Source organism: Streptomyces sp. NRRL B-1347, assembly GCF_000720325.1.
Taxonomy (GTDB): domain Bacteria; phylum Actinomycetota; class Actinomycetes; order Streptomycetales; family Streptomycetaceae; genus Streptomyces.
Window position 1 is genome coordinate 1 of sequence record NZ_JOJM01000056.1, and the last position, 13827, is coordinate 13827.

Annotated in this window: 9 protein-coding genes and 1 tRNA gene; 2 read left to right on the forward strand and 8 right to left on the reverse strand. The window is 70.7% G+C overall.

Going from position 1 to position 13827, the window contains the following annotated elements; translation table 11 throughout:
- Nucleotides 1-309: 309 nt before the first annotated feature.
- Nucleotides 310-1029 (reverse strand): TetR/AcrR family transcriptional regulator, encoded by a 720-nt coding sequence (locus IG74_RS0133505; protein WP_030684880.1) that lies wholly within the window; start codon nt 1027-1029, stop codon nt 310-312.
- Nucleotides 1026-2039: an acyl-CoA desaturase gene (locus tag IG74_RS0133510; protein WP_030684882.1), complete on the reverse strand. Its 1014-nt coding sequence runs from the start codon at nt 2037-2039 to the stop codon at nt 1026-1028. The genes IG74_RS0133505 and IG74_RS0133510 overlap by 4 nt, the downstream gene beginning before the upstream one ends.
- Nucleotides 2040-2386: 347 nt before the next feature.
- Here IG74_RS0133510 and ppc point away from each other — a divergent pair, with 347 nt between their 5' ends.
- On the forward strand, nt 2387-5134 hold the full coding sequence (ppc, locus tag IG74_RS0133515; RefSeq protein ID WP_030684884.1) for a phosphoenolpyruvate carboxylase: 2748 nt from the start codon (nt 2387-2389) through the stop codon (nt 5132-5134).
- A 180-nt stretch (nt 5135-5314) separates the two neighbouring features.
- Nucleotides 5315-8491 (forward strand): DUF11 domain-containing protein, encoded by a 3177-nt coding sequence (locus tag IG74_RS48215; protein ID WP_158857868.1) that lies wholly within the window; start codon nt 5315-5317, stop codon nt 8489-8491.
- A 99-nt stretch (nt 8492-8590) separates the two neighbouring features.
- Here the strand turns inward: IG74_RS48215 and pth are convergent, their stop codons facing one another.
- The 6 genes from pth to IG74_RS0133550 all read right to left on the reverse strand — a co-directional run bounded on the left by pth (nt 8591) and on the right by IG74_RS0133550 (nt 13767).
- The gene (pth, locus tag IG74_RS0133525; protein WP_030684888.1) at nt 8591-9187 is read right to left on the reverse strand and encodes an aminoacyl-tRNA hydrolase; all 597 of its coding nucleotides are present in this window, start codon (nt 9185-9187) and stop codon (nt 8591-8593) included.
- Nucleotides 9188-9277: 90 nt separating this feature from the next.
- A complete protein-coding gene (locus IG74_RS0133530) occupies nt 9278-9865 on the reverse strand; it encodes a 50S ribosomal protein L25/general stress protein Ctc (protein WP_030684891.1) in 588 nt (195 codons plus the stop codon).
- 190 nt (nt 9866-10055) lie between these two features.
- Nucleotides 10056-11030, reverse strand: a complete 975-nt coding sequence (locus tag IG74_RS0133535) for a ribose-phosphate diphosphokinase (RefSeq protein WP_030684893.1) — start codon at nt 11028-11030, stop codon at nt 10056-10058.
- Between the two features lie 171 nt (nt 11031-11201).
- Entirely contained in the window at nt 11202-12659 is a 1458-nt protein-coding gene (gene glmU / locus IG74_RS0133540; RefSeq protein WP_078869244.1) for a bifunctional UDP-N-acetylglucosamine diphosphorylase/glucosamine-1-phosphate N-acetyltransferase GlmU, read from the reverse strand.
- A 169-nt stretch (nt 12660-12828) separates the two neighbouring features.
- A tRNA-Gln gene (locus IG74_RS0133545) sits at nt 12829-12904 on the reverse strand.
- Nucleotides 12905-12918: 14 nt separating this feature from the next.
- On the reverse strand, nt 12919-13767 hold the full coding sequence (locus IG74_RS0133550; protein WP_030684898.1) for a helix-turn-helix domain-containing protein: 849 nt from the start codon (nt 13765-13767) through the stop codon (nt 12919-12921).
- Nucleotides 13768-13827 lie beyond the last annotated feature (60 nt).

Here is a 13827-nt window from a genome sequence, read left to right on the forward strand (position 1 = left end):
CGTCGGGAGAGCCCGGTCCGGTGGGGGCGGGTGGGTGGGACTGTCCCGGCGGCGCGCAGCGCGAGCCCCGTGGCACCGGGCAGCAGCGTGGGGCAACGGCGGCAGGCGTCCCGCGCCGAGGGTCGGGCCGCGCAGGACCGGGGGTGGTCCTGCCCGGGGAGCTCGGCCCGGTGGGGCCCCGGCGGTGCGTAGCGCGGCCCCCGTGTCGCCGGGGCGCGCCGAGGGCCCGGCCTCGCAAGGCGTAGCCCGCTCCGGGGCCCGGCCGGGCCCCGGAGGGCGCGCCCCGTCGCGGTGGGCGGGGCGCTGTCGTCAGGACTTGCGGTGGCCTATGAGCCGCGGCTTCGGCTCGAGCCCGTCCAGACCGTGCCAGGCCAGATTGACCAGGTGCGCGGCCACCTCCGCCTTCTTGGGCTTGCGTACGTCCAGCCACCACTGCCCGGTCAGGGCCACGCTGCCGACGAGCGCCTGCGCGTACAGCGGCGCCAGCTTCGGGTCGAAGCCGCGGGTCTTGAACTCCTGGCCCAGGATGTCCTCGACCTGCGTCGCGATGTCGGAGATCAGCGAGGCGAAGGAGCCCGTGGACTGGGGGATGGGGGAGTCGCGGACCAGGATGCGGAAGCCGTCCGTGTACTCCTCGATGTAGTCGAGGAGGGCGAAGGCCGCCTGCTCGCACAGCTCCCGCGGGTGCCCGGCGGTCAGGGACCCCGTCACCATGCCCAGGAGCTGGCGCATCTCGCGGTCCACGACCACCGCGTACAGGCCCTCCTTGCCGCCGAAGTGCTCGTACACGACCGGCTTGGAGACCCCGGCCTTCGCCGCGATCTCCTCGACGGAGGTGCCTTCGAAGCCCTTGGCGGCAAACAGGGTGCGGCCGATGTCCAGCAGCTGTTCGCGGCGCTCGGCGCCGGTCATACGGGTCCGGCGGGTACGCCGGGGCTTGTCGTTGTTCGATTTCGACGGGCTCTTCGGGGCCCGGGAGGAGCCCTTCGTGCCCGGAGTGCTGGAGTCGGTCGCCACGTGTTCCATCATGCCGCGTCAGCGGCCTGACGGTTGCCAGGGGCATCGATCGCGTCGGTCGGCTTGCGGCGCGCGTCGATCCGGGACTGCGTCGGCCAGCGCACGTCGTACGCCCAGCCGAACTGTTCGAACCAGCGGATCAGGCGCGCGGAGGAGTCGATCTGCCCCCGCATCACACCGTGCCGCGCGGACGTCGGGTCGGCGTGGTGGAGGTTGTGCCAGGACTCGCCGCAGGACAGCACGGCCAGCCACCACACGTTCCCGGAGCGGTCACGGGACTTGAAGGGGCGCTTGCCCACGGCGTGGCAGATCGAGTTGATGGACCACGTGACGTGGTGCAGCAGCGACACACGGACGAGTGAGCCCCAGAAGAACGCCGTGACCGCGCCCCACCACGACATCGTCACCAGACCGCCGACCAGCGGCGGGAACAGCAGCGACACGAGCGTCCACAGCACGAACTGGCGCGAGACGCGACGGATCGCCGGGTCCTTGATCAGATCGGGCGCGTACTTCTCCTGCGACGTCTGCTCCTGATCGAACAGCCAGCCGACGTGCGCCCACCACAGGCCCTTCATCAGGGCCGGCACGGTCTCCCCGTACCGCCACGGCGAGTGCGGGTCGCCCTCCGCGTCGGAGAACTTGTGGTGCTTGCGGTGGTCGGCGACCCAGCGCACCAGCGGGCCCTCGACCGCGAGGGAACCCATCACCGCGAGGGCGATCCGCAGCGGCCGCTTGGCCTTGAACGAGCCGTGCGTGAAGTACCGGTGGAAACCGATGGTGATGCCGTGGCAGCCCACGAAGTACATGAACACGAGCAGACCCAGGTCGAGCCAGCTCACCCCCCAGCCCCAGGCCAGCGGCACCGCCGCGACCAGGGCGAGGAAGGGGACGACGATGAACAGCAGCAGCGTGATCTGCTCCAGCGAACCCTTCTGCTCGCCGCCAAGCGTCGCGGACGGGAGCGGGGCGCCGCTGGGCGCCCCTTTCGATTCTTCGATGACGTCGGGGCTTGTGGTCATTGGACGTTCCCCTGGGGGGTCGAGGGTGAGGGCACAGGCCGTGTGCCACGGGAGCGAGTGCCCGCGCGGCGCTCGGCGCATGCCACGCCTACGGGACCGTAACCTACGGGCACGTAAGTATCGCAGCGCGCGGCACGGCGGCAAGAGGCCGCGAGACAGCCGGATCGCATCGACACCTATCCTTGGATCGGTCGGACAGCGCGGTCCGCTCTGTATCTCCCCCGGTTCACCCGCCGGGACCCCTCCCAGACGTGCCCACCCTCCCCGAGCTCTCCATTCCGTTCGAGCAGGGGATGCCCCATTCCGCAGCCCGCGAGGGCCGGGATTCACCGCAAGGAGCCGCACCTGTGAGCAGTGCCGACGACCAGACCGCCCCGCAGGCCGCCACCACGGCCACCAGCGAGCTGCGCGCCGACATCCGCCGCCTCGGCGACCTCCTCGGCGAGACCCTCGTCCGCCAGGAAGGGCCCGAGCTCCTCGACCTCGTCGAGAAGGTCCGCCGCCTCACCCGCGAGGACGGCGAGGCCGCCGCCAAGCTGCTCGGCGGCACCGAGCTGGAGACCGCCGCCAAGCTGGTCCGGGCCTTCTCCACCTACTTCCACCTCGCGAACGTCACCGAGCAGGTGCACCGCGGCCGCGAGCTGCGCGCCCGCCGCGCCGCCGAGGGCGGACTGCTCGCCCGCACCGCGGACCGCCTCAAGGACGCCGACCCCGAGCACCTGCGCCAGACCGTCGAGCACCTCAACGTGCGCCCGGTCTTCACCGCCCACCCCACCGAGGCCGCCCGCCGCTCCGTCCTCAACAAGCTGCGCCGCGTCGCCGAGCTCCTGGAGACCCCGGTCATCCCCTCCGACCGGCGCCGCCACGACATCCGCCTCGCCGAGAACATCGACCTCGTCTGGCAGACCGACGAACTGCGCGTGGTCCGCCCCGAGCCCGCCGACGAGGCCCGCAACGCCATCTACTACCTGGACGAACTGCACGCCGGAGCCGTCGGCGACGTCCTGGAGGACCTCACCGCCGAACTGGAGCGCGTCGGCGTCCAGCTGCCCGAGGGCACCCGGCCGCTGACCTTCGGCACCTGGATCGGCGGCGACCGCGACGGCAACCCGAACGTGACGCCCGCCGTCACCTGGGACGTCCTGATCCTCCAGCACGAGCACGGCATCAACGACGCCCTCGACACCGTCGACGAGCTGCGCAGCTTCCTGTCGAACTCCATCCGCTACACCGGCGCCACCGAGGAGCTCCTCGCCTCCCTCCAGGCCGACCTGGAGCGGCTGCCCGAGATCAGCCCCCGCTACAAGCGCCTCAACGCCGAGGAGCCCTACCGCCTCAAGGCCACCTGCGTCCGGCAGAAGCTGGAGAACACCAAGCAGCGCCTGGCCAAGGGCACCGCGCACGAGCCCGGCCGCGACTACCTGGGCACCACCGAGCTCCTGCACGACCTCACGCTCATCCAGACGTCGCTGCGCGCCCACAAGGGCGCCCTGTTCGCCGACGGCCGGATGAACCGCACCATCCGCACCCTCGCCGCCTTCGGCCTCCAGCTCGCCACCATGGACGTACGCGAGCACGCCGACGCCCACCACCACGCCCTCGGCCAGCTCTTCGACCGCCTCGGCGAGGAGTCCTGGCGGTACGCGGACATGCCCCGCGAGTACCGCCAGAAGCTGCTCGCCAAGGAACTCAGGTCGCGCCGCCCGCTCGCGCCGTCCCCGGCCCCCCTCGACGCCGCCGGACAGAAGACCCTCGGCGTCTTCGAAACGGTCAAGAAGGCCCTGGAGGTCTTCGGACCCGAGGTCATCGAGTCGTACATCATCTCCATGTGCCAGGGCGCCGACGACGTCTTCGCCGCCGCCGTGCTCGCCCGCGAGGCGGGCCTGCTCGACCTGCACGCCGGCTGGGCGAAGATCGGCATCGTGCCGCTCCTGGAGACCACCGACGAGCTGCGCGCCGCCGACGTCATCCTCGACGAGATGCTCGCCGACCCGTCGTACCGCAGGCTGGTCGCCCTCCGCGGGGACGTGCAGGAGGTCATGCTCGGGTACTCCGACTCCTCCAAGTTCGGCGGCATCACCACCAGCCAGTGGGAGATCCACCGCGCCCAGCGCCGGCTGCGCGACGTCGCCCACCGCTACGGCGTGCGCCTGCGCCTCTTCCACGGCCGCGGCGGCACCGTCGGCCGCGGCGGCGGCCCCTCGCACGACGCCATTCTCGCCCAGCCCTGGGGCACCCTGGAAGGCGAGATCAAGGTCACCGAACAGGGCGAGGTCATCTCCGACAAGTACCTCGTGCCGTCCCTGGCCAGGGAGAACCTGGAACTGACGGTCGCCGCGACCCTCCAGGCCTCCGTGCTGCACACCGCCCCGCGCCAGTCCGACGAGGCCCTCGCCCGCTGGGACGCCGCCATGGACGTCGTCTCCGACGCCGCGCACGCCGCGTACCGCAAGCTGGTCGAGGACCCGGACCTGCCGACCTACTTCCTCGCCTCCACGCCGGTCGACCAGCTCGCCGACCTGCACCTGGGCTCCCGGCCCTCCCGCCGCCCCGGCTCCGGCGTCTCGCTCGACGGCCTGCGCGCCATCCCGTGGGTGTTCGGCTGGACCCAGTCGCGGCAGATCGTGCCCGGCTGGTTCGGCGTCGGCTCCGGCCTCAAGGCACTGCGCGAGGCCGGCCTCGACACCGTCCTGGACGAGATGCACGAGCACTGGCACTTCTTCCGCAACTTCGTCTCCAACGTCGAGATGACCCTGGCCAAGACCGACCTCAGGATCGCCCGGCACTACGTCGACACCCTCGTCCCCGACGACCTCAAGCACGTCTTCGCCACCATCGAGGCCGAACACGAGCTGACCGTCCGCGAAGTCCTCCGCGTCACCGGCGAGAACGAGCTCCTCGACGCCCAGCCCGTCCTCCGGCAGACCTTCGCCATCCGCGACGCCTACCTCGACCCGATCTCCTACCTCCAGGTCGCCCTGCTCAAGCGGCAGCGTGACGCGGCCGCCGCCGCGGACGAGGCCGACCCGCTGCTCGCCCGCGCCCTGCTGCTCACCGTCAACGGCGTCGCCGCCGGACTGCGCAACACCGGCTGACACCATCGCGCGGCCGCACGGCCCCGCACCGCCGCGTACCGCCGAAGGCCCCGTACCGCCGAAAGGCCCCGCACCCTCCCGGGAGCGGGGCCTTTCAGGTGAAAAGTGCGCTTAACGCCTTGTCGTAGCGGAGGAAGCCACCCCCACCGCCCCACAGTTGACCCGTCCTCAGGTCCCCTCGTGGTCGGAAGTGCTGTGGTCCTCCTCGCCCACCGGTACCGTCGCGCGCTCGGCGCCACGGTGGCCGTCCTGCTCGCCGCCCTCGCGGCGCTCGCCCTGGTCCCGCTCGACAGCGCGGCCCGCGCCGACGCCCGCATGAGCGTCCGCCTCGACCCCGGCACCTCGCCGGTGCCGTCCGGCGACCACGTCACCTACAACGGCTTCATCCAGTGCTCGATCCCCGGCGACTGCCAGTCGGTGACCGTCACCTTCACCCCGCCGCCCGGCGCCTCCGGCAAGGGCGTGGTCTCCCAGCCGTACCCGCCCGGCGTCACCGGCGTCACCGCCAACGACGACGGCAGCGTCACCGTCACCTACAGCTCCATCGCCAGCGGCCAGAGCTCACAGCTCACCGTCAGCTGGCCCACCGAGGACTACTGGACACCCCCCGGCGACCAGCGCGCGACCATGTCCGCGACCGCCACCAACGGCGACGGCACCCCCAGCACCGACGACGCCGTCGTCGAGGTGAGCGCCGAACCCAACCCGGCCGTCCGCAAGGAAGGCCCCTCCCGCGCCCGCCCCGGCGAGACCATCACCTACAAGGTCACCGCCACCAACGACCCGCGCAACGCCAACCGCCCCCGCGGCAACCTCGCCCTGGAGAACGCCACCCTCACCGACGTCCTCCCCGAAGGCGTCGACCTCGTCGACGCCACCCCCGCCGGATACACCTACGACCCCGCCACCCGCACCATCAGCTGGCCCGTCGACACCGAACCCGACCGGCCCGGCAACCAGCTCGCCCAGGTCAAGACCTACCCGTACGGCGTCGTCCACGAGATCAGGGTCAAGGTGCGCGACAGCGTCGCCGACGGCACCACCCTCACCGACACCGCCACCCTCAGCGGCGACCCCTTCGGCCCCGGCACCGAAGAGATCACCCGCAGCGACAAGGCCGACACCGTCGTCGGCACCGGCGGCGGCGAGGTCTCCGGCACCCTCGACAAGTCCGTCGACACCCCGCTCGCCGCCGACGGACAACGCGTCTCCTACGTCCTGCGCTTCGCCAACACCGGCACCGACGCCGCCGACGCCCGCCTCAGCGACACCCTCCCCGACGGCTTCACCGCGGAGACCCTCAGCCTCTCCACCCCCTCCGGCGGCGCCTACTCCGGCGACTGGACCGTCACCGTCACCCGCCGCGACGGCACCACCGAGACCGTCACCCCCACCGGCCAGACCATCGACCTGAGCCGCCTCGGCGACCTCACCGCCGTACGCGTCGACGTCCCCGGCCTCGCCGCGGGCACCAGCCTCATCGCCCAGATCGGCGGCCGCGCCGACGCCACCGCCCTGCCCGGCGGCAGCGGCGACGTCGACAACTGCGCCCGCCTGAACCTCACCGGCGCCGCGGGCACCGCCGACGAAGAGTCCTGCACCAGCTTCCACATCGAACCCGAGGTCTCCCAGCCCGAGCTGACCAAGTCCACCGACCCCACCCCCGTCGGCCCCGGCGGCAGCCACACCTGGACCGTGACCCTCCGCAACGACCGCTACCGCACCGGCTCCTCCCCGCTGCGCCCCCGCTTCGTCGACCTCGTACCCCGCCAGCTCGCCTACGAGAAGGGCTCCTGGACCCTCACCGACGGCCAGCCCGACTACTGCCCGGCCGCCGACCGCTTCACCGAGACCGTCTCCGAAGGACCCGACGGGCGCACCCGCGTCGAACTCACCGCAGAACCCGGCGCGCAGATCCCCGCCGACGACTCCTCCTGCGTGTACGAGTTCCGCACCACCGTCGAACCCGGCGTCGCCAGCGGCACCTACGGCGGCTCGCCCGACTCCGCCGACTACGCGGGCAACCGCGCCGGGCTCTACGACGCCCAGCGGCCCATCAACACCCGCAGGACCGACACCCACGACATCGACGGCGACGGCGACACCACCGAGAACGTCGCCGAGGCCACCGACGACTTCGCCATCGCCGAGTCCTCCGCCCTCTTCGTCACCAAGGAGGTCAAGGGCGACAAGGACGACGCCTTCAAGGGCTCCGCCGAAGTACCCGGCAAGGAGGACGAGGTCGGCCAGTCCACCATCTCCGGCACCGTCGAATACCGCACCGTCCTCGGCAACATGGGCAACACCGACCTCACCAACGTCGTCGCCTACGACCTGCTGCCCGCACCCGGCACCTACGGCGTCACCAGCGGCCGCTACGAGGACGACGTCACCAGCCAGTGGCGCCCCACCCTCACCGGACCCATCGACGCGGGCGGCGCCCCCGTGACCATCACGTACTCCGAGGAACCCGACCCCTGCCGCCCCGAGATGGACAACACCCCCGACAAGAGCGCGCCCTTCCAGTGCGACGGTGAGCCCGACCCGTCCTTCGTACCCGCCGACGAAGTCACCGACTGGAGCCGCATCCGCTCCATCCGCTTCGACTTCGACGGACACGTGTTCTCCGCCGGTGAGCGCTACACGCTGCGCTGGCTGATGGAGGTGCCGGACCGCGCCGCGGACGGGGATCCGTTCGAGGGCGGGGAGCGCACCTGGAACAAGATCGCCATCGCGGGCGACCGGCGCCAGCCGGACGGCTCCACGCGGGGCCTGCTGGCCACCGAGGCCCCCTGGGTGGTCGACGAGGTCCGCCCGTCCCCGTCCCCGTCGCCTTCGCCGTCCCCGTCGGATTCGCCGTCTCCGTCCCCGTCTCCGTCGGATTCGCCGTCGCCTTCGGATTCGCCGTCGCCTTCCCCCTCGCCGTCGGACTCCCCGTCTCCGTCGCCTTCGCCCTCGGATTCGCCGTCGCCGTCGCCTTCGCCGTCTGACTCGCCCTCCCCGTCCCCGTCCCCGTCTCCGTCGGATTCGCCGTCTCCGTCGCCGTCCCCCTCGCCGTCGGATTCGCCTTCGCCTTCGCCGTCTCCGTCTGACTCGCCGTCCCCGTCCCCCTCGCCGTCGGACTCGCCTTCGCCCTCGCCGTCCCCGTCGGACTCCCCGTCCCCGTCGCCGTCCGAGCCGACCGAACCGCCGTCGCCCTCGCCCTCACCTTCGGAGTCGAGCCCGACGCCGTCCCTGCCGGACACCGGGTCCGGCGGCGCGTGGCTGGCATCGGGGATCGCTGCGGCGCTGCTCGCGGCCGGTGCGCTGCTCGCGGCGATCGCCCGCAGGCGACGCGAGGTACGCGACCACCTGTAGGACCACCCGGAGGACGAAAAACCCCCGCCCACCCGCCCCGAACAGGGGTGGGTGGGCGGGGGAACATCCGTGGCGGATCAGCCGGAGACGGACCGCCGGTCAGGAGTTGTACGTCGACTGGGCCCGCTCCAGGCCCTCCACGACCAGGCACTCCGCCGCGTCCGCGGCCCGGTCCACGAAGTAGTCCAGCTCCTTGCGCTCCGTGGACGAGAAGTCCTTCAGAACGAAGTCGGCGACCTGCATCCGCCCGGGCGGCCGGCCGATGCCGAAACGGACCCGGTGGTAGTCCGAGCCCATGGCCTTGGTCATGGACTTCAGACCGTTGTGCCCGTTGTCACCGCCACCGAGCTTCAGCCGCAGCGTGCCGTAGTCGATGTCGAGCTCGTCGTGGACGGCGACGACGTTCGCCGTCGGCACCTTGTAGAAGTCGCGCAGGGCCGTCACCGGACCGCCCGACAGGTTCATGAACGACGTCGGCTTGGCGAGGACGACACGGCGGCTGCCCGGCCCCATCGGGCCGATACGGCCCTCCAGGACCTGCGCCTGCGCCTTGCCGGCACGCTTGAACGTGCCGCCGATCCGCTGGGCCAGCAGGTCGACGACCATGAAGCCCACGTTGTGCCGGTTCATGGCGTAGCCGGGCCCCGGGTTGCCGAGACCCACGACCAGCCAGGGAGCGCTCGGGTCCGTCGTCATCTGCGTCTCTCCTCCATCGCTGCTCACAACCCAACCGCCGCCCAGCGCCGGAGGGCGCTGGACGGCGGTTGACATGCCTCAAGGCGTGGCTCAGGCCTCGGCGGCCGCGTCGCCCTCGCCCTCGGCCGGGGCTTCCTCGGCCTGCGCGGCCAGGACCTGCAGGACGACGGCGTCGCCGTCGACGGCCAGGGTCGTACCGGCGGGCAGCGTGATGTCCTTGGCGTGGACGGAGGCACCGGCCTCCAGGCCCGCGATGGAGACCGTGACGGCCTCGGGGATGTGCGTGGCCTCGGCCTCGACCGGCAGCGTGTCCAGGACGTGCTCGAGCAGGTTGCCACCGGCGGCCAGCTCGCCCTCGGTGTGGACCGGGATCTCGACGGTGACCTTCTCGCCGCGCTTGACCAGGAGCAGGTCGACGTGCTCAACGAAGCCCTTCAGCGGGTCGCGCTGCACGGCCTTCGGGATGGCCAGCTCGTTCTTGCCGTCGATGTCCAGGGACAGCAGGACGTTCGAGGTGCGCAGGGCGATCATCAGGGCGTGACCCGGCAGCGTGATGTGGACGGGGTCCGTGCCGTGGCCGTACAGGACGCCGGGAACCTTGTTCTCACGGCGGATGCGGCGGGCGGCGCCCTTGCCGAACTCGGTACGGGTCTCGGTGGCGAGCTTGACCTCAGACATGAAGCACTCCTCGTAGAAAGGTGAACGGAAGCGTCACCCGGCCATACGACTGGCCTGCTACGAAGAGCGCGTCGATAACGGACCGCCGTACCCCAATGAGTACGGCCTCCCTCGCCGAGCAACTTCGACAGTCTACTCGGCGGGGAGGCCGCACCCCAAAACGATCAAGCGGGACCCGGTCCCGTGGACCCTACTGCTCCTCGAAGAGGCTGGTCACAGAGCCGTCCTCGAAGATCTCCCGCACCGCGTTGGCGATGGTCGGAGCGATCGAAAGGACCGTGATCTTGTCGAGCTCCAGCTCGTTCGGCGTCGGCAGCGTGTTCGTGAACACGAACTCGCTCACCTTCGAGTTCTTCAGCCGGTCCGCCGCCGGACCGGACAGCACACCGTGCGTCGCCGTCACGATGACGTCCTCCGCACCGTGCGCGAACAGCGCGTCCGCGGCCGCGCAGATCGTGCCACCCGTGTCGATCATGTCGTCGACCAGGACGCACACCCGGCCCTCGACGTTGCCGACCACCTCGTGCACCGTCACCTGGTTGGCGACGTCCTTGTCACGGCGCTTGTGCACGATCGCAAGGGGCGCGCCCAGACGGTCGCACCAGCGGTCGGCCACACGCACCCGGCCCGCGTCCGGGGACACGACCGTGAGCTTGTCCTTGTCCACCTTCGCGCCCACGTAGTCCGCGAGGATCGGCAGGGCGAAGAGGTGGTCGACCGGGCCGTCGAAGAAGCCCACGATCTGGTCCGTGTGCAGATCGACGGTGACGATGCGATCGGCACCCGCGGTCTTCATCAGATCGGCGACCAGACGCGCCGAGATCGGCTCACGGCCGCGGTGCTTCTTGTCCTGACGGGCGTAGCCGTAGAACGGCACGATCACGGTGATGCTCCGCGCGGAGGCCCGCTTCAGAGCGTCGATCATGATCAACTGCTCCATGATCCACTTGTTGATCGGAGCCGTGTGGCTCTGGATCAGGAAGCAGTCCGCACCACGTGCCGACTCCTGGTACCGCACGTAGATCTCGCCGTTGGCGAAATCGAAGGCCTTGGTCGGTACGACGCCGATGCCCAGCTGGTGGGCCACCTCCTCGGCCAACTCGGGGTGGGCGCGGCCGGAGAAGAACATCAACTTCTTCTCGCCGGTCGTCTTGATCCCGGTCACAGCACTGTCTCCTCAGACGAGTTCTTCCGCTGCTGCACCCGCGATACATCCAGAGGTCCAGGAGCGATTCCCCGCATCCCAGGACATAGGCCGCGCCACGAGTCAGCCGATTGGTGTGCACCTATCACGGTACGCGGTGTTCAGCGCACCTTTTTCCAGTCAGGTTGCCGGTCAGCTGTCCCCGACCGCGTTCTCGGCGCCCCGGGAGGCCGACTCGGCAGCCCTCGCCGCCGCACTCCCCGGCCGCTTGCGAGCCACCCAGCCCTCGATATTCCGCTGCTGGCCACGGGCGACGGCCAGCGAACCCGGCGGCACGTCCTTCGTGATCACGGACCCCGCCGCCGTGTAAGCACCGTCGCCAATCGTGACAGGAGCCACAAACATGTTGTCCGAACCCGTCTTGCAGTGCGACCCCACCGTCGTGTGGTGCTTGGCCTCACCGTCGTAGTTCACGAACACGCTCGCGGCCCCGATGTTCGAGTACTCACCGATCGTCGCGTCCCCCACGTACGACAGGTGCGGCACCTTCGTGCCCTCACCGATCGTCGCGTTCTTCATCTCCACGTACGTCCCGGCCTTGGCCTTCGTCCCCAGCCGCGTACCGGGCCGCAGATACGCGAACGGACCCACGGACGCCCCCTCGCCGACCTCCGCGCCGTTCGCCACCGTGTTGTCCACCCGCGCGCCCGCACCCACCGTCGTGTCCAGCAGCCGCGTGTTGGGGCCGACCTCCGCACCCTCACCGAGGTGCGTCGCCCCCTGGAGCTGCGTCCCCGGATGCACAAGCGCGTCCCGCTCGAACGTCACCGTCGCGTCGATCCACGTCGACGCCGGATCCACCACCGTCACCCCGGCCAGCATCGCCTCCGTGAGCAACCGGTCGTTCAACACGCGCCGCGCGTCCGCCAGTTGCACCCGGTTGTTGATCCCCGCGATCTCCCGGTGATCCGCCGCCACGGACGCCCCCACCCGGTGCCCCGCCTCGCGCAGGATGCCCAGCACGTCCGTCAGGTACTCCTCGCCCTGACTGTTGTCCGTACGCACCTTGCCCAGGGCGTCGGCCAGCAGCTGCCCGTCGAACGCGAAAACGCCGGAGTTGATCTCCCGGATCGCCCGCTGCTCGTCGCTGGCGTCCTTGTGCTCCACGATCGCGGTGACCGCGCCGGAGGCCGCGTCGCGCACGATGCGGCCGTAGCCGGTCGCGTCGGGGACCTCGGCGGTCAGCACGGTGACGGCATTGCCGTCGGTGGCGTGGGTCTCGGCAAGCCGCTTCAGCGTCGCACCCGTCAGCAGCGGGGTGTCCCCGCACACGACGACCACGGTCCCTTCGACCCTGCCGCCGATCTCCTCCAGGCCGATGCGGACCGCGTGGCCCGTGCCGTTCTGCTCCGCCTGGTACGCGGTGCGGGCCTCCGGGTCGATCTCGGCGAGGTGCGCCGTGACGCGCTCGCTGCCGTGCCCCACGACGGCGACCAGACGCTCCGGCGCGAGCTCGCGCGCGGCGGCGAGCACGTGCCCGACGAGGGAACGGCCACAGATGTCGTGCAGGACCTTCGGGGTGGCCGACTTCATACGGGTGCCCTCACCCGCTGCGAGTACGACGACGGCTGCCGGGCAATTGGCGCTCACGGGGGTGCCCTTCGGCTTCGGATGCGTGGGGTTCGGACATCCGCAGGATACCGGGGCGTAATCGGGCCGGGGGCCTTGGGCGGGCGGGGTGCCCGAGGTGGCTCACCGGGGCAAAAGGAAGCGGGCCCCGACCTTTGGGTCAGGACCCGAACCTAGGCCGTGTGCACTGTGGCTCCCCCGCAAGGATTCGAACCTTGTCCTACTGGTACCAAAAACCAGTGTGCTGCCAGTTACACCACGGGGGACAGCGCTTGAGACCTTACCTGAGACGGCTACGCGTGTGGGCGGCGATTCCCGCCCACCATCCTTCAACGCGAAGGTACAACTCAGCGCTCTGCAGGACTTGGATCACCAGGCAGCCGTGGTAAGTCTCGCCCACGTTCTTGCGCACGGTCTTGGGGTTGTGCTTCTTGATGGTCGTCTTGTTGAACGCGGAGCGGTCGGCGCCGACGAGGTCCGCCCAGTACTGCTCGGCACCTGGTACGTCCGCTGTCTCGTGGATCATGACGCAGTACCGCACGCGCTCACGCTCGACTTCGAGGAGGTCGAGCCAGCGCAGGAAGAGCTCGATCATTTCAGGGTCGCTGTTCACGAAAGTGACGCGCTCCCGCCGGGCGTAGGGCTTGCTCTTGGTGCCCTCCGCCCAGTACAGCGCGACCCCGATGATGAAGAGCTCGCGGTCCGAGAGGGGGCCGACGGAGGCCGTCGCGGCCTGTCGGGTGGCGATGCGCTCGCGGTCCTGCGCGGCGCGCAGCTTGGCCAGCCCCGCGTTCATGCGTGCGCGTTGTTCCTCCGGGGTGCAGCGCGGCTCCGGCTTGGGCAGGTCCCGTACCCACAGGGACACCGAGCTCTTGGAGCAGCCGAGCTCCGTCTTTATCTCGTCGTACGTCCAGCCCTGGCGGCGCAGCTTGCGGGCGCGGGCGCGGAGGTCGTCCTTGGCTCGGGGGCGTTTGGTCCACTCCGGTGCGGGTTCGCCCTCGACCAGGCGCTGGAGGAGGTCCTTGCTGCGGACCTGGAGCTCGTCGGCGATCTGGCGGAGGCTCAGCCCGGACCGGCGCAGCGCGACGGCGCGGTGGCGGAGGGAATCGAAGTCGGTGATCTCGGTCATGCGGCGAGCCTCGTTGGGAATTCGGGGTTCCGGGTCGAAAATCTGGGCGGTTCAACTGTT

Excerpts from the sequence above, each read along its gene's own strand:
- IG74_RS0133505 (WP_030684880.1), bottom strand. The coding sequence starts at position 1,029 with ATGATGGAACACGTGGCGACCGACTCCAGCACTCCGGGCACGAAGGGC.
- IG74_RS0133530 (WP_030684891.1), bottom strand. The coding sequence starts at position 9,865 with ATGTCTGAGGTCAAGCTCGCCACCGAGACCCGTACCGAGTTCGGCAAG.
- IG74_RS0133550 (WP_030684898.1), bottom strand. The coding sequence starts at position 13,767 with ATGACCGAGATCACCGACTTCGATTCCCTCCGCCACCGCGCCGTCGCG.
- IG74_RS0133510 (WP_030684882.1), bottom strand. The coding sequence starts at position 2,039 with ATGACCACAAGCCCCGACGTCATCGAAGAATCGAAAGGGGCGCCCAGC.
- pth (WP_030684888.1), bottom strand. The coding sequence starts at position 9,187 with ATGACGACGGACCCGAGCGCTCCCTGGCTGGTCGTGGGTCTCGGCAAC.